The organism is Streptomyces flavochromogenes (assembly GCF_000717595.1).
GTDB classification, from domain to species: domain Bacteria; phylum Actinomycetota; class Actinomycetes; order Streptomycetales; family Streptomycetaceae; genus Streptomyces; species Streptomyces flavochromogenes.
The window spans coordinates 104,181-118,824 of record NZ_JNZO01000024.1 but is presented as its reverse complement, the minus strand read 5'-3'; the positions used below and the strand labels follow the sequence as shown (position 1 = coordinate 118,824).

Sequence of the window (14,644 nt, the reverse complement as noted above, 5' to 3'; positions counted from 1 at the left end):
GGAGCACCTCCTCGTGACTCATGGCTCACGCCTTCCTGGGCGGCCGGGCCACCCTTACCGTCAGCGCGAGCGGGTGGGCGAGGGCCAGTTCGTCGACGCCGGCGGCGAGCGCCGTCTCCACGTCGGCGCGGACCTCGTCGAGCGCCCTGAAGTGCGAGACCGCCTTGACCGCCACCTTGGCGCGGCCCACCCGGACCCGCACCGACTGAACGCCGGAGACCTCCATGGCGCGGTCCCGCAGGGCCAGGGCCGCGGCCTCCCGGTCGAGTCCGGCCCGTACGTCGGCGTGTTCGCGGCGCATCGGGAGGACGGCGCGCAGGCCGGGGGTCGAGGCGAGGATCAGGAGCCAGAGGCCGAGGACGACCGCGACGGCCGCGCCGACGACGACCCAGGTGTCGTCGAGCGGCCGGGTCGCGAGGCCGTCGGCGAGCTCGCGGCGCCAGGCCATCGCTCTGCGGTCGGCCCGTACGGCCGCGACGTCGTAGAGCAGGAGCCCGGCTCCGCCGAGGACGAGCGCCGCGAGCACGGCGGCGGGGATGCGACGGACCGACCAGAAGCGGCGGACGCGGGGCGCGGGGGCGGCATCGTCGAGGAGGGGGAGGTCGTCGGATGGGGAGCCGGAAGGAAAGTCGGGGTCGCCGCCGCGGGTCCGGGTCGGCTCGTGGGCGGGGAGCGGTTCGGGGGGCGTCGTCATGTCAGGCGGCCCCTCGATGCTCCCTGCCGGGTGAGTGCGGAGTGGAGGTGTTCGACATGCACCGTGACCTCGTGGACCTCCATGCCCGCCAGCTCCTCCACGCGTGTGCGGACCCGGCCGCGTACGGCCCCGCACCGGCGTGCGATGTCCGAGGGATAGTCGAGGTCGAGGCTCACCGCGACCCGGGCGATGTCCCGGTGGACGACGACCTGGGCGTGCGGCCTCGATCCGCCCTTCGGATCGGGGCCCGCCGCTTCCCTCGCCGCCTGCGCGGCGATCTTCGCGACGACCCGGTCGGCGATCCTGGTCGCCCCTCGGTCGCGCGCCGAGCCCCGGGCGGCCGGACGGGATGCCACCCCGTCACCTCCGCCGGTCGCCGCGGTCGCGGCCCCGGAACAGGTCCCCGGGTTCGAGGTCGCCGTCGAGGAAACGGCCTGCCACGAAGCCGATCGCACCCAAGGCCGCGACCAGCACAAACGCTCCGAAGCCGCCGAAGTATCCGGCGAAGCCGAGAGCCATACCGGCCACCAGGCCGATCACCGCCATGCTCATTCCTGACCCCTTTCTGAGTCTTCCTGAGCCCCCTGTGCCAAGCCGTCAGCGGCTACTGGAGCCGCGATTCCGGCTCGTCCTCCTCCTCATCGGGCAGCTTGACGTCGCTGACCGCGATGTTGACCTCGACGACCTCGAGGCCCGTCATGCGCTCCACGGCGGCGATGACGTTCTCGCGGACATCGCCGGCGACGTCCGCGATGGAGACGCCGTAGTCGACGACGATCTCCAGGTCGAGCGCGGTCTGCACCTCGCCGACCTCGGCCTTCACCCCTCGGGTGACGTTCGACTTGCTGCTGCCCCCGCCGGGCACCCGGTCGCGTACGGCGCCGAAGGTGCGGGAGAGGCCGCTGCCCATGGCGTGGACGCCTTCGACGTCACGGGCGGCGAGTCCGGCGATCTTCTCGACGACTCCGTCGGCGATGGTGGTCCGGCCCCTGGAGGCGGGAGCACCGCCGCCCCGCTTGGTCACCGAGGTCCGGCGCGGTTCGTCGCCGGTGGACTCGCTTGAATGCGTGGTGTCCGTCATCAGATTTCGCCCCTTCCGGGATATTTCGGGGTTCTTCGCCCACATTAAGGGCGCTTACCCCGTTGCGCCCCGGGAATACGGCAGGCTGGGGCAATGACGACGGGTGACGGTTGGACAGCGGCGGTACGGGACCGTCTGGCTCCGGGCAGGCTGCTGCCGCTGGGAGCGGCGGCGGAGGGGGCGTGGATCACCGAGCGTGCGGTGCGCGGAGTGCTCGGGCGCACGGCGGCCGCGGTACGCGGGGTGGTGCCGGGCGAACTCCGGATCGGCCCGGCGGACCGGGACGGCACGGAACCGGACGCGGATTCGGGGGCCGTTCTCGTCTCGGCCTCGTTCGGCGCGGTGGCCGGGTGCCCGCTGCCGGAGCTCATCGCGGAACTACGGGCGGCGCTGATCACGGCGGCCGAGGGCGGAATCGGCCTCGTGGTCGCGGCCGTGGACCTGCATGTGACGGAACTCCTCGACACGGCGCCGCCCGGACCCGAGGCGGCCGCCGCTCCCCCGCCCGGCCTGACGTCCCCGGCGACGGACGACCCCCTGGCCCTCACGGCGCTCGGGGTGGCGGGTGTCGCGGGGGTGACGGACGCGCTGGGGCCGCCGGTGCGCCGGAGCGCCGCCGGGGTGAGGGTGGAAGTGGCCGTGACGGCCGGCGCCCGCCCCCTGGACGTGGCGCGCGCGGTGCGCACGGCCGTGACCGCGGTCGCCCCGGAGGACGCCGCGGTCACGGTCGTGGTGTCGGACCTGCGCTAGGGGCGTCTTGCGATCTGGGCGGATCAGGGACGCCGCGTGCCCGGCCCGGTCGGCAGGGCACCCCCTAGGGCAGCCCTGGCGCGGGCGGGCGTCAGTCGCCGAGGCCCGCGAGGTCGCGCAGGCGGCGGGCCTGGGCGGCGCGCTCGGCGACGCGCTGCTCCTCGTACGAGCGGCCGGAGACGCCCTGGAGGAGCGCCTTGGTCTCGGTGACCGCGTCGCGCGGCGCCGCGAGCAGGGCCGCGCCGAGGTCCCGTACCGCCGCGTCGAGCTCGTCGGCGGGCACGGACAGATTGGCGAGACCGATGCGCTCGGCCTCCTCCGCGTGGACGAAGCGGCCGGTGGCGCAGATCTCCAGCGCGCGGGCGTAGCCGACGAGCGAGACGAGCGGGTGCGTCCCGGTCAGGTCCGGGACCAGGCCCAGGCTGGTCTCGCGCATGGCGAACTGCACGTCCTCGGCGACGACCCGCAGGTCGCAGGCGAGAGCGAGCTGGAAGCCCGCGCCGATGGCGTGCCCCTGGACGGCCGCGATCGACACGAGGTCGCTGCGGCGCCACCAGGTGAACGCCTCCTGGTACTCGGCGATGACCGCGTCGAGGTCCGCGTCGGAACCGCGCGCGAGATCGAGGAAGGACGGCTCTCCGTCGAAGCCCTCGGGCGTGAACGCCTGCCGGTCGAGTCCGGCGGAGAAGGACTGTCCCTCACCGCGCAGAACGACGACCCGCACGCTGCCGGGCAACGACCGGCCGGCTTCTGTCAACGCCCGCCACAGAGCGGGAGACTGAGCGTTGCGCTTCGCCGGATTGGTCAGGGTCACCGTTGCAACGGCGTCCTCGACGGTGAGCCGTACACCGTCCTTGTCGAATACGAGCTCAGAGTCGTCGAGCGTAGTCATGGGGCGCCTCCGGTTACGGTGCAGCACGTTGCATGCGACATGCTAAGTGACTGCACAGTAACCACCGGGCCGGCGCAATGACCGACCGGGTGGCCACCGGGGGTTCCGGTGGCCCGGTCGAGGCGTCCTATGTCAGGCCGAGGCGGCTTTCTTGCCCCGGGTCGCTCCGCCGCGTCCGCGCAGCGTGACTCCGGACTCACTGAGCATCCGGTGGACGAATCCGTAGGAGCGGCCCGTTTCCTCGGCCAGCGCCCGGATACTCGCACCGGAGTCGTACTTCTTCTTCAGGTCTGCCGCGAGCTTGTCGCGCGCGGCGCCGGTCACCCGGCTGCCCTTCTTCAGAGTCTCGGCCACCCGTGCCTCCTCATGGGAAGTGCGCTCTGGACTTCTCATGATCACCCCTCCCGTCCGTCCTGGCCACCCATTCGACAAGGTCCATGCCGCCGGGTTTGTGGACGAGCGCGCGTTCGTCACGACCGGAAGCTCTTATTCCGCTGGGCCGGAATCAGGGCTCCACGACGCTTGGAGCGGGAATCAGCAGGTCAGCGATACAGGGAGAACACACATACGGCGCGGGTCTGCCGGAAGGATTCGGCAGAGCACCGCGCCGGGATGTACGAGACGCCCTCACTCAGATGAAGGATCACCCGTGGGCCGAATGATCCAGCCGGGCATGATCACCCGGGCCTCTCCGGGTCAGGCGAGCGCGACCAGGTCCGCGTAGTCCGGGCCCCACAGGTCCTCGACGCCGTCGGGGAGCAGGATGATCCGCTCCGGCTCCAGCGCGTCGACCGCACCCTCGTCGTGGGTGACGAGGACGACGGCGCCCTTGTAGGTCCGCAGGGCCCCGAGGATCTCCTCGCGGCTGGCCGGGTCCAGGTTGTTGGTGGGCTCGTCGAGGAGCAGCACGTTCGCCGAGGAGACGACCAGGGTGGCCAGGGCCAGACGGGTCTTCTCGCCGCCGGAGAGCACCCCGGCCGGCTTGTCGACGTCGTCGCCGGAGAAGAGGAAGGACCCGAGCGTCTTGCGGACCTGGACGAGGTCGAGGTCGGGCGCGGCCGAGCGCATGTTCTCCAGGACGCTGCGCTCGGGGTCGAGCGTCTCGTGCTCCTGGGCGTAGTAGCCGAGCTTGAGACCGTGGCCCGGGGTCACCTCGCCGGTGTCGGGCTTCTCGGCGCCGGCGAGCAGCCGGAGCAGCGTGGTCTTGCCCGCGCCGTTGAGGCCGAGGATGACGACGCGGGAGCCCTTGTCGATCGCCAGGTCCACATCGGTGAAGATTTCGAGCGAACCGTAGGACTTGGAGAGCCCCTCGGCCGTCAGCGGGGTCTTGCCGCAGGGGGCGGGGTCCGGGAAGCGGAGCTTGGCGACCTTGTCGGAGGCGCGCACCGCCTCCAGGCCGGAGAGCAGTCGCTCGGCGCGCTTGGCCATGTTCTGGGCGGCCACGGTCTTGGTGGCCTTGGCGCGCATCTTGTCGGCCTGCGAGTTGAGGGCGGCGGCCTTCTTCTCGGCGTTCTGGCGCTCGCGCTTGCGGCGCTTCTCGTCGGCCTCACGCTGCTGCTGGTAGAGCTTCCAGCCCATGTTGTAGACGTCGATCGTGGAGCGGTTGGCGTCCAGGTAGAAGACCTTGTTGACCACGGTCTCGACGAGGTCGACGTCGTGGGAGATCACGATGAAGCCGCCGCGGTAGCTCTTCAGGTAGTCGCGCAGCCAGACGATGGAGTCGGCGTCCAGGTGGTTGGTCGGCTCGTCGAGGAGGAGCGTGTCGGCGTCCGAGAAGAGGATCCGGGCGAGCTCGACACGGCGGCGCTGACCACCGGAGAGGGTGTGGAGCGGCTGGCCGAGGACCCGGTCGGGCAGACCCAGGGCGGCGGCGATGGTGGACGCCTCGGCCTCGGCCGCGTACCCGCCCTTGGTCAGGAACTCGGTCTCCTGGCGCTCGTACTGCCGCATCGCCTTGTCGCGGGTGGCACCGGAGCCGGTGGCGATGCGCTCCTCGTTCATCCTCATCTTCTTGAGGAGGACGTCGAGGCCACGGGCGGAGAGGATGCGGTCGCGGGCCAGGACGTCGAGGTCGCCGGTACGCGGGTCCTGCGGGAGGTAGCCGACCTCGCCGGAGCGGGCGATCTGGCCGGCGGCGGGGACGCCCTCGCCCGCGAGGCACTTGGTGAGGGTGGTCTTGCCCGCTCCGTTGCGACCGACGAGGCCGATGCGGTCGCCCTTGGCGACACGGAAGGAGGCGGACTCGATGAGGACTCGGGCGCCGGCGCGCAGCTCGATGCCGGAAGCGGTGATCACGGACAGACTCCAGGGCGATGGGAAACGGCGGAAGGACTGCTGATGAAGGGCTTCGACGCCGCTAATGCACGGGGAGAATGGCCATACGGCCAGTCTAACGGGCCCCTGCAACTGCTTTTCGGCCATGCGGGGGCCCAGGGCCGCGATCGGAGCTTTCTCACATAACCGCCATTGCTGGAACAAAAGGGGCGAGTGAGGGAAGATCCGCTGATACTCGGCGCAGGGCGGCGGCCTCTGCCGCGGCAGTGACGCGGAGGGCGGTGGACCGTGCAGTTCGACGACGACGCCGATCTGGACACCTCGGAGGTCAAGGACGTCCGGAGCAGTCGCATCCCGGGCGGGAAGGCGACCGTCGGCGGCGGCATCATCGGCTTCATCGCCCTGATCCTGGGCCTGTTCCTCGGGGTGGGGCCGGACCAGCTCGGACTCTCCTCGGGCGGCGACGAGCCGGTGGCCAGCTCGTCGGGGGCCGCCCAGGTTGCCCAGACCTGCAAGAAGGGCTCCGACGCCAACACCCGCGAGGACTGCCGGATCGTCGCCGTCGTCAACAGCGTCCAGGACTTCTGGCGGAGCGAGTACGCGCGCCGCGGCGGCACGTACGGGAGCGCCGCCACCGTGATGTTCAGCCGGCAGGTCCCGACCGCCTGCGGCTCCGCGACCTCGGCGGTGGGGCCGTTCTACTGCCCCGGCGACCGGCAGGTCTATCTGGACCTGGACTTCTTCGACGAGCTGCGCACCACGTTCGGTTCGAGCGGCGGCCCCTTCGCCCAGGCGTACGTGGTGGCGCACGAGTACGGCCACCACATCCAGAACCTGATGGGGACCCTGAGCCGCGCCCAGGACGGGCGGACCGGCGCGAACTCCAACGCCGTGCGGGTCGAGCTCCAGGCCGACTGCTACGCGGGCGTGTGGGCCCGGCACGCCACGACCACGCCCGACGACCGCACGGGCAGGCCGCTGCTCACGCGGCTGACGGAAGCGGACATCCGGGACGGCCTGGACGCGGCGGCCGCGGTGGGCGACGACCGGATCCAGGAGAGGTTCCAGGGCCGGGTGACCCCGGAGAACTGGACCCATGGCTCCGCGGCCCAGCGCCGGCAGTGGTTCTCCGAGGGCTACCGGACGGGCGACATGGCCCGGTGCAACACCTTCCGCTGATTGCCGACGGGGACTGCCAGACTGAGACCCGGGTCACATTCGACTGAATCGAGAGGAAGTGATCGGGATGGCTGAGGCTCCCCACATCTGTCCGACGCTGACGTACGAGGACGCGAAGGCGGCGATCAGCCTGCTCACGGAGGGCTTCGGCTTCCGCGCCGACGCCGTGTACGAGGCCGAGGACGGCCGCGTGGCGCACGCCGAGCTGTCCTACGGGAACGGCATGGTGATGCTGGGCAGCAAGGGCACCGGCAGCGAGTTCGACAAGCTGATGGCCGACGCCGGCCCGGTCGGTGTGTTCGTGCACGTGGACGACGTCGACGAGCACCACGCGCGGGCGGTGGCCCACGGCGTCGAGATCGTGATGCCGCCCAAGGACCAGGAGTACGGCTCGCGGGACTACATGGCGCGCGACGCCGAGGGCAACATCTGGAGCTTCGGGACCTACACCCCCGGCGCCGCGGAGTAGCCGGGCGCCGGGGACCTCCCCTTCGGGACCCGGGGTCCCGTCACGCTCCCCCGGTGTGGACCTGGAAGGCGGCCCGGCGGACGGCCTTGGCCAGTGCCGGGTCCGGGTGGGCGGCGGCGAGGGCGACCAGGACCTGCACGGTACGGGGGTGGCCGACGGCCCTGATCTCGTCGAGGAGCGCCGGGACGGTGCCCTGCACGGCGGAGTCGAGGTGCCGGACGAGCAGCTCGCTCTCCCCGTGGTCGGCGACGGCCGCCGCCGTGTCCACCCAGAGCCAGGTGGACTCCTCGCGGGTGAGGACCTCCTGGGCGTCGTCCGGGTCGGCGCCCTCGTACTCGGCGAGCCAGAGCAGCGCGTACGGCCGGAGGGAGGGTTCGGCGACGGTGGCCCGCACCTCGGCCTCGGCGGGGGCGCCGACGACCCGGAGCGCCTCGAAGGCGAGCCCGCGCAGCAGCGCGTCCTCGCCGCGGGCGACGGTGAGGAGTTCGGTCACCGCGCTGGAGAGGGTGCGGGCCGCGAGCCAGGCGCGGTACTCGGCGCGGGCGGGGCCGGGGGTGAGCCGGGCACAGCCCCGGAGCATGTCCTCGGCGGACTGCTCGATGTTCCCGGCGGGGCTCTGCGCGGCGACGCAGATCTGCTCCAGCTTGACCCAGACCGCCCAGTTGCCGAGCGGGGTCAGGGTGGCGTGACGCCCCTCCGCACCGGGGTCCAGGGTGAGCGCGCCGACGGCCGCCAGACCTTCGAGCGCCCAGTCGAGCAGGGCCGGGAGCCCGGCGGTGCCGTTCACATCGGGTGCGCCGGTGGTCTCGGCGGACTCCGTGGCCTCGGTGGCCTGCTCGGCCCCCGGGACCTCGCAGCGTTCCTCGCGGAGCTCCTCGACGCGCTGGCCGAGCAGGTCGAGCAGGGCGGGGACGAGGACCGGGCCCTGGGAGAGCTGCAGCAGCGACAGGACCTGCGGGAGGGCCTCGACGACCTCGGCGACGGCGCTCGGCTCGACCCCCTCGGGAGCCGGGTGCACCAGGGACCAGGCGTCGAAGAGGGCGACCCAGCCGCGCAGTACGGCGGAGTCGTCGCGATCCCAGGCATGCAGCCGCCAGCCGGGGCGGGCGGTGTCGCCGTGGAGCTCGACGAGGCCGGCGAGCCGGGCGCGGTCCCAGCCGGCCCGGATCTGTCCGGGCGTCAGGTTCAGTGCGGCAGCGGCCCGTTCCTGGGCGGGGACGGCTCCGGGGCCGCTGCGGGCTGCCGCTGTGGCGCCGCGTTCGACGGCTGCCCAGCGGGCGATCCGTACGGCGTCGGCGAGGACGTGCCGGGCCTGGCGGGCGAGCTCCGCACGGGGCGGAGTGCCCTCGGGCGGCCGCGGCGCCGGCCGGGTGCGCCGGGTCGTCACGGCCCTTCGGGCGGTGGCCAGCGCCCGCGGGCGGACGAGTCGGAGTCTGGAGTTGCGCGCCAATGGTTCATCGGGCTTTCGAGACGTCACGGGGGCAGTCTTCCCGCTGACGGCCCGAAAGCCCAATCGGAATCGGCCGTGCCGTCCCCGGCCCCCGCCGCCGGGCCCTAGAGGAGCGGGGTGAGGAAGCGGCGGAGGGCCTCCTCGTAGCGGACAGGGTCGGCGTTCCACATGGCCGCGTGCGGGGCGTGCCGGACGGTCTGGAGGGATACCAGATCGGGGCGGCGGGCGGCGAGTGCGACGGACGGTTCCCAGGGGGCGATGGTGTCGTCGGGGCCGTGGAAGAGGAGCACGGGGACGCGCAGCGCGCCCGGCGCGGAGGCCTCCTCGAGGAGGTCGCCGTGCCGTCCGGTCCTGCCCTGGGCCGCGCGGACGGCGAGCGGGAGCAGGGGCGCGGGGACATGGCGGGCCGCCGCGAGGTTGCGGAAGGTGGCCTCCCAGGCCAGGACGGGCGAGTCGAGGACGAGGCCGCTGATCCGGTCGCGGACCCCCGACTCGGCGGCGGCGCGCAGGGCCATCGAGGCCCCGGTCCCCCAGCCGTGGAGCACGATCTTCGACGCACCCCGGTGGACGGCGTAGCGGATGGCGGCGTCGACGTCGCGCCACTCGGAGTCGCCGAGGTGGGCGAGGCCGTCCGGGGAGGCGGGTGCTCCCTCGTCGCCGCGGTAGGCGGGGACGAGGACGGGGATCTTGCGGCGGTTGAAGAAGGGGACGACGTTCAGCGGGTGCTCGCGGGTGGTGCCGAGACCGTGCAGGGCGATCACCCAGGTGGTGCGGGGAGCGGCCACCAGCCAGGCGGGCAGGGGGCCGAGCTCGCCGGGGATCTCGACGTCCTCGTGCGCGAGCCCGAGGGCGCTGATGGGCGTGCCGATGTGCAGCTGGGGGGTGAGGCGGACGCGGGAGCCGGGGCCGAGCACCCCGCGCTCGACGCGTTCGAGCCGCCGGACGACGGTGTCCGCGGTGTGCGGGACCCGGTCGAGGACCGGGCCGACGACGGCGTGCTGGCCGTGTCCTTCGATGCCGTACGTACCGGGGCGCAGCGAGGCGAGGCTGCGGGTGAGGGTGATCCGTTCGGGGCCCGTGGCGTGCACGGTGAGTTTGGGGTCCCCGGGCAGGGGACGTCCGGACGGCGCCCTGAGGGCGACGTCGCTGGCGTACCGGCCGGCCGCGAACGCGGCCGCGCCGACACCGAGCAGGGTGGTGACGGCCGCTGCCGTCGCTGTAGCCGGGCGCACGCTCCCAGTCTCGGCAGGGTGGGAGCGGACTGCCACCGGTGGGACCCGTACGGCCCCGGAGGGGAGGCCGGAGTGAGAGGTGCGGACGGGGGTTCGGCGCGCGTGCCTCCCGGGGCCTCCGGGGCCCTCCGGGGAGTGACATGGGTCTCGTCCGCGGGGTCCCCCGGTCGGATGGTTCCGTCCAGGGACCGGAACCGGGTGAGGGAGGAGGAACCGGGGCAGGTCGCATGTGCCCGTTGATGACCTGGATTACCCGGGGTTGCGGGGTGACCGCATCGTGGACAGCTCGGCGGCCGGAGCCGTAACCGGAATCTCTTGACGCCGAATTGGGACACCACAGCGCCCGACCCAGTTCACCTTCCGTTCACTCAGGTTGCTTACGTTCGTCCAGCCACTGACCTCAAACGATTGCCTGGGTAAATGGAACACATCACGCTGCTGCTCGCCATTGTGGTCGTGACAGCTCTCGTGTTCGATTTCACGAACGGTTTCCACGACACCGCGAACGCGATGGCGACGACCATCTCGACCGGTGCTCTCAAACCGAAGACGGCGGTGGCCATGTCCGCCGTGCTGAACCTCGTCGGCGCGTTCCTGTCCGTGGAGGTCGCCAAGACGATCTCCGGCGGGATCATCAACGAAGAGGGCATTCGTACAGAGGTGATCTTCGCCGCGCTGGTCGGCGCCATCCTCTGGAACCTCCTGACCTGGCTGCTCGGACTCCCGTCCAGCTCCTCCCACGCCCTCTTCGGCGGCCTCATCGGCGCCGCGGTCATGTCGGCCGGCTGGTCGGCCGTGAACGGCCCGACCATCGTCACCAAGGTCCTCATCCCGGCCGTCGCCGCGCCGCTCGTCGCCGGCCTCGCCGCGATGGCCGCCACCAGGCTGACGTACAAGATCAAGGCCAACCCCGAGGCGAAGGCCACGGCCAAGGGCTACCGGGCCGGCCAGATCGCCTCCGCCGGTCTCGTCTCCCTCGCCCACGGCACCAACGACGCCCAGAAGACGATGGGCATCATCACCCTCGCCCTGGTCACCCAGGGGGTCGTCGCCCCCGGCTCGAACCCTCCGCTGTGGGTCATCGTCTGCGCCGGTGTCGCCATCGCCCTCGGCACCTACCTCGGTGGCTGGCGCATCATCCGCACCATGGGCAAGGGCCTCACCGACCTCCAGCCGCAGCAGGGCTTCGCCGCCCAGACCAGCGCCGCGACGGTCATCCTCGCCTCCTCGCACCTCGGCTTCTCCCTCTCCACCACCCAGTCCTGCTCGGGTGCCGTGATGGGCGCAGGTCTCGGCCGCAAGGGCGGTGTCGTCCGCTGGTCGACCGCCACCCGGATGTTCGTCGCCTGGGGTCTGACCCTGCCCGCCGCCGCCGTGGTCGGTGCCGGAGCCGAATTCCTCACCAAGCAGGGCCCCTGGGGCATCGCCGCCGTCGCGGTCCTGCTGGTCGCCGGCTCGGGCGTCATCTGGTCGCTGTCCCGCCGCAAGCCGGTCGATCACAACAACGTCACCGCCGACGACCTCGACGCCGAGCCCGCGGGCGTCGTGACCACCGCCATCGCGGCCGTCACCCCGCCGCCGGCCGCCGGTTCCGTCGCCGCCGTCGCGGACGAGGATCTGAAGGCCACCATCCCCGCGCCGGCCCCCACCGACCCGACCGCTCCCCCGGCCCCCGCCGCCGCGGTCTAAGGAACGAACGACATGAAGATCGACTGGGCAGCTCTCGGCTCCGTCTTCGGAGTCAGCCTCGTGGCGACCGTCGCCCTCGTGGGCCTCTTCAGCCTCGGCATCGTCGGCCTGCGTGACCGGCGGGGCGGTCCGCACCTTCGGGTGCGGGCCGCCCCGCCGCCGTGTCTGTGGTGCTTCGCACAGTGACCCGATGCAGGTCAAGGGTGAGTTGACGGCTGTTCTCGGGCCGTGGTGGACTGCCGAGGCCATTACGGCGGCAGCAGAGGAAGTCCGGTGCGAATCCGGCGCGGTCCCGCCACTGTGACCGGATCCGAAGGGTCCGGGAGCCAGGAACTCTCGCCGCCGGTCACGTCGATCCAGGGCGCGGACCCTGAGTGAGGACATGCGCCATGCCCGGCCGCAGCAGTACCCGCCGCCTTTCTCCGGACGGATTCGCGTACGGAGCGGCCGCGGGTCTCGCCGTCGATCTGCTCGTCGGCGATCCGCGCCGCGGACATCCCGTCGCCGCGTTCGGCCGGGCGGCCGCCGCGGTCGAGAACCGCCTCCACCACGACCACCGCGGCTGGGGTGCCCTGTACACCGCCGTCTGCGCCGGCTCCACCGTCGCCCTCGGAGCGCTCGCCGCCCGGGCCGTACGGAACCGGCCGGCCGTCGCCGTCGCCCTGACCGCCGCCTCCGTCTGGGCCGTCGTCGGGGGTACGACCCTGGGACGGGAGGCCCGCGCGATCGGCGGCGCGCTCGCCGCCGGGGACCTCGACGTCGCCCGGGAGCGGCTGCCCCATCTCTGCGGGCGCGACCCGCAGTCCCTGGACGGACCCGCGATGGCCCGCGCGGTCGTCGAATCGGTCGCCGAGAACACCTCCGACGCCGTGGTCGGCGCCCTCTTCTGGGGCGCGGTCGCGGGCGTACCGGGCCTCGTCGGCTTCCGGGCCGTCAACACCCTCGACGCGATGGTCGGCCACAAGTCGCCGCGTCACCGCCGCTTCGGCTGGGCCTCGGCCCGGCTCGACGACGTGGCCGGCTGGCCCGGGGCACGGCTGACGGCCGTCCTCGCGACCGTGGCCGGCGGAGACCCGCGCGGTGCCCTGAACGCCTGGCGGGCCGACGCGGCGAAGCACCCCAGCCCCAACGCGGGCCCCGTCGAGGCCTCCTTCGCGGGCGCCCTCGGCATCCGCCTCGGGGGCACCCTGTCGTACGGCGGCCGGGTCGAACACCGGCCGGTGCTCAACGGAGAGGGGCGGGCCGTCGAGGTGACCGACATCGACCGGGCCGTACGCCTGTCGCGCCGGGTCACCGGACTCACTCTGGCCGCCTGTGTGGGCGGCCGGCTGATCATCGGCGCCCTGGCGGCGTCGACCCGGAAGCGGAGGAACGCATGAGGGGTGGGGGACTGCTCGTCGCCGGGACCACGTCCGACGCCGGCAAGAGCGTCGTGACGGCCGGCATCTGCCGCTGGCTGGTCCGCAAGGGACTGAAGGTGGCGCCGTTCAAGGGGCAGAACATGTCCCTCAACTCCTTCGTCACGAGGGAGGGGGCCGAGATCGGGCGCGCCCAGGCCATGCAGGCGCAGGCGGCGCGGGTGGAACCCACCGCGCTGATGAACCCCGTCCTGCTCAAGCCCGGCAGCGACCGGTCCAGCCAGGTCGTCCTGATGGGCAAGCCGGTCGGTGAGCTCAGCGCCCGCGGCTTCTTCGGGGGGCCCGGGGGGTCGTCCCCCGGGACAGCACTGCGCGGCGGACGTCAGAAGGAGCTCTTCGAGCCGGTGCTCGCGTGCCTGGAGGAGCTGCGGAGCACGTACGACGCCGTGATCTGCGAGGGCGCCGGCAGCCCGGCCGAGATCAACCTGCGGCGCACCGACATCGTGAACATGGGCATCGCGCGGGCCGCGCGGCTGCCCGTCGTCGTGGTCGGCGACATCGACCGGGGCGGGGTCTTCGCCCAGTTCTTCGGCACGACGGCGCTGCTCGCGCCCGAGGACCAGGAGCTGATCGCGGGCTACCTCGTGAACAAGTTCCGCGGTGACGTGACCCTGCTCGAACCGGGCCTGGACATGCTGCACGGGCTCACCGGGCGGCGGACCTTCGGCGTCCTGCCGTACGCCCACGGCCTCGGCATCGACGAGGAGGACGGCCTCCGGGTCTCCCTGCGGGGTGCGGTGCGTGAGTCCGTCGTCGCGCCGCCGGTCGGTGAGGACGTGCTGCGGGTCGCCGTCTGCGCGGTGCCTCTGATGTCCAACTTCACGGACGTGGACGCGCTGGCCGCCGAGCCGGGTGTCGTCGTGCGGTTCGTGGACCGGGCGGAGGAGCTCGTCGACGCGGACCTGGTCGTCGTGCCGGGCACTCGCGGGACGGTCAAGGCGCTCGCCTGGCTGCGGGAGCGCGGGCTCGCCGACGCGCTGGCGCGACGGGCCGCCGAGGGCCGCCCGGTACTCGGCATCTGCGGCGGCTTCCAGGTGCTCGGCGAACACATCGAGGACGAGGTCGAGTCCCGTGCGGGCTCCGTCGACGGGCTCGGTCTGCTGCCCGTACGGGTGCGGTTCGCGCGGGAGAAGACGCTCGCCCGGCCGGTGGGCTCGGCGCTCGGGGAACCGGTCGAGGGCTACGAGATCCACCACGGCGTCGCGGAGGTACGCGGCGGGGAACCCTTCCTCGACGGGTGTCGGGTGGGGTCCGTGTGGGGTACGCACTGGCACGGCTCCCTGGAGAGCGACGGGTTCCGGCGGGCGTTCCTGAGGGAGGTCGCGACGGCGGCCGGACGGCGGTTCGTGCCGGCGCCGGACACGTCCTTCGGGGCGCTGCGGGAGGAGCAGCTGGACCGGCTGGGGGACCTGATCGAGGAGCACGCGGACACGGACGCGCTGCTGCGGTTGATCGAGGAGGGGGCTCCTTCGGGGCTGCCGTTCGTGCCGCCGGGTGCGCCGTGACGCGAGGCCGT

16 protein-coding genes and 1 riboswitch are annotated in these 14,644 nt (G+C 72.8%); of the genes, 7 read left to right on the top strand and 9 right to left on the bottom strand.

Annotated elements, in window-relative coordinates; genetic code table 11:
* Positions 1-25 precede the first annotated feature (25 nt).
* The 4 genes from IF00_RS0127810 to IF00_RS0127795 are packed head-to-tail and all read right to left on the bottom strand — an operon-like array spanning position 26 to position 1,775.
* A complete protein-coding gene (locus IF00_RS0127810; protein WP_030322683.1) occupies positions 26-694 on the bottom strand; it encodes a DUF6286 domain-containing protein in 669 nt (222 codons plus the stop codon).
* On the bottom strand, positions 691-1,050 hold the full coding sequence (locus IF00_RS0127805; RefSeq protein ID WP_030322682.1) for an Asp23/Gls24 family envelope stress response protein: 360 nt from the start codon (positions 1,048-1,050) through the stop codon (positions 691-693). The genes IF00_RS0127810 and IF00_RS0127805 overlap by 4 nt, the downstream gene beginning before the upstream one ends.
* Positions 1,051-1,054: 4 nt before the next feature.
* Positions 1,055-1,246, bottom strand: coding sequence for a hypothetical protein (locus tag IF00_RS0127800; protein WP_030322681.1), 192 nt, complete (start codon positions 1,244-1,246; stop codon positions 1,055-1,057).
* 52 nt (positions 1,247-1,298) lie between these two features.
* Positions 1,299-1,775 (bottom strand): Asp23/Gls24 family envelope stress response protein, encoded by a 477-nt coding sequence (locus IF00_RS0127795; RefSeq protein ID WP_030322677.1) that lies wholly within the window; start codon positions 1,773-1,775, stop codon positions 1,299-1,301.
* Positions 1,776-1,868: 93 nt separating this feature from the next.
* On the opposite strand from IF00_RS0127795, the gene IF00_RS0127790 reads away from it, so the two are divergent.
* Positions 1,869-2,525 carry a hypothetical protein gene (locus tag IF00_RS0127790; protein ID WP_030322675.1) on the top strand — a complete coding sequence of 219 codons (657 nt, stop codon included), beginning with the start codon at positions 1,869-1,871 and terminating at the stop codon, positions 2,523-2,525.
* 91 nt (positions 2,526-2,616) lie between these two features.
* Here the strand turns inward: IF00_RS0127790 and IF00_RS0127785 are convergent, their stop codons facing one another.
* The 3 genes from IF00_RS0127785 to IF00_RS0127775 all read right to left on the bottom strand — a co-directional run bounded on the left by IF00_RS0127785 (position 2,617) and on the right by IF00_RS0127775 (position 5,712).
* Positions 2,617-3,417, bottom strand: coding sequence for an enoyl-CoA hydratase/isomerase family protein (locus IF00_RS0127785; RefSeq protein ID WP_030322673.1), 801 nt, complete (start codon positions 3,415-3,417; stop codon positions 2,617-2,619).
* Between the two features lie 132 nt (positions 3,418-3,549).
* Positions 3,550-3,771 (bottom strand): helix-turn-helix domain-containing protein, encoded by a 222-nt coding sequence (locus IF00_RS0127780; protein ID WP_006123601.1) that lies wholly within the window; start codon positions 3,769-3,771, stop codon positions 3,550-3,552.
* Between the two features lie 342 nt (positions 3,772-4,113).
* Positions 4,114-5,712, bottom strand: a complete 1,599-nt coding sequence (locus tag IF00_RS0127775; protein WP_030322666.1) for an ABC-F family ATP-binding cassette domain-containing protein — start codon at positions 5,710-5,712, stop codon at positions 4,114-4,116.
* A 267-nt stretch (positions 5,713-5,979) separates the two neighbouring features.
* On the opposite strand from IF00_RS0127775, the gene ypfJ reads away from it, so the two are divergent.
* Positions 5,980-6,870: a KPN_02809 family neutral zinc metallopeptidase gene (gene ypfJ, locus IF00_RS0127770; protein WP_030322664.1), complete on the top strand. Its 891-nt coding sequence runs from the start codon at positions 5,980-5,982 to the stop codon at positions 6,868-6,870.
* Positions 6,871-6,937: 67 nt separating this feature from the next.
* Positions 6,938-7,339, top strand: coding sequence for a VOC family protein (locus tag IF00_RS0127765; RefSeq protein ID WP_209439799.1), 402 nt, complete (start codon positions 6,938-6,940; stop codon positions 7,337-7,339).
* A 40-nt stretch (positions 7,340-7,379) separates the two neighbouring features.
* On the opposite strand, the gene IF00_RS0127760 is transcribed toward IF00_RS0127765, so the two are convergent.
* Both IF00_RS0127760 and IF00_RS0127755 read right to left on the bottom strand, forming a co-directional pair.
* Positions 7,380-8,816, bottom strand: coding sequence for a hypothetical protein (locus IF00_RS0127760; protein ID WP_078944872.1), 1,437 nt, complete (start codon positions 8,814-8,816; stop codon positions 7,380-7,382).
* 77 nt (positions 8,817-8,893) lie between these two features.
* The gene (locus IF00_RS0127755; RefSeq protein WP_030322658.1) at positions 8,894-10,021 is read right to left on the bottom strand and encodes an alpha/beta hydrolase; all 1,128 of its coding nucleotides are present in this window, start codon (positions 10,019-10,021) and stop codon (positions 8,894-8,896) included.
* 420 nt (positions 10,022-10,441) lie between these two features.
* On the opposite strand from IF00_RS0127755, the gene IF00_RS0127750 reads away from it, so the two are divergent.
* From IF00_RS0127750 to IF00_RS0127735, 4 genes are all read left to right on the top strand, one after another.
* Positions 10,442-11,710 (top strand): inorganic phosphate transporter, encoded by a 1,269-nt coding sequence (locus IF00_RS0127750; protein WP_030322656.1) that lies wholly within the window; start codon positions 10,442-10,444, stop codon positions 11,708-11,710.
* Between the two features lie 12 nt (positions 11,711-11,722).
* Positions 11,723-11,896, top strand: coding sequence for a hypothetical protein (locus IF00_RS45780; RefSeq protein ID WP_158710526.1), 174 nt, complete (start codon positions 11,723-11,725; stop codon positions 11,894-11,896).
* 29 nt (positions 11,897-11,925) lie between these two features.
* Positions 11,926-12,065: riboswitch (cobalamin riboswitch) on the top strand.
* A gap of 34 nt (positions 12,066-12,099) precedes the next feature.
* Complete coding sequence (locus tag IF00_RS0127740; RefSeq protein ID WP_030322651.1) at positions 12,100-13,089, top strand: cobalamin biosynthesis protein; 990 nt, start codon at positions 12,100-12,102, stop codon at positions 13,087-13,089.
* Entirely contained in the window at positions 13,086-14,633 is a 1,548-nt protein-coding gene (locus IF00_RS0127735) for a cobyric acid synthase (RefSeq protein ID WP_030322649.1), read from the top strand. Before IF00_RS0127740 ends, IF00_RS0127735 begins: the two co-directional genes overlap by 4 nt.
* The last annotated feature ends 11 nt before the right edge of the window (positions 14,634-14,644 follow it).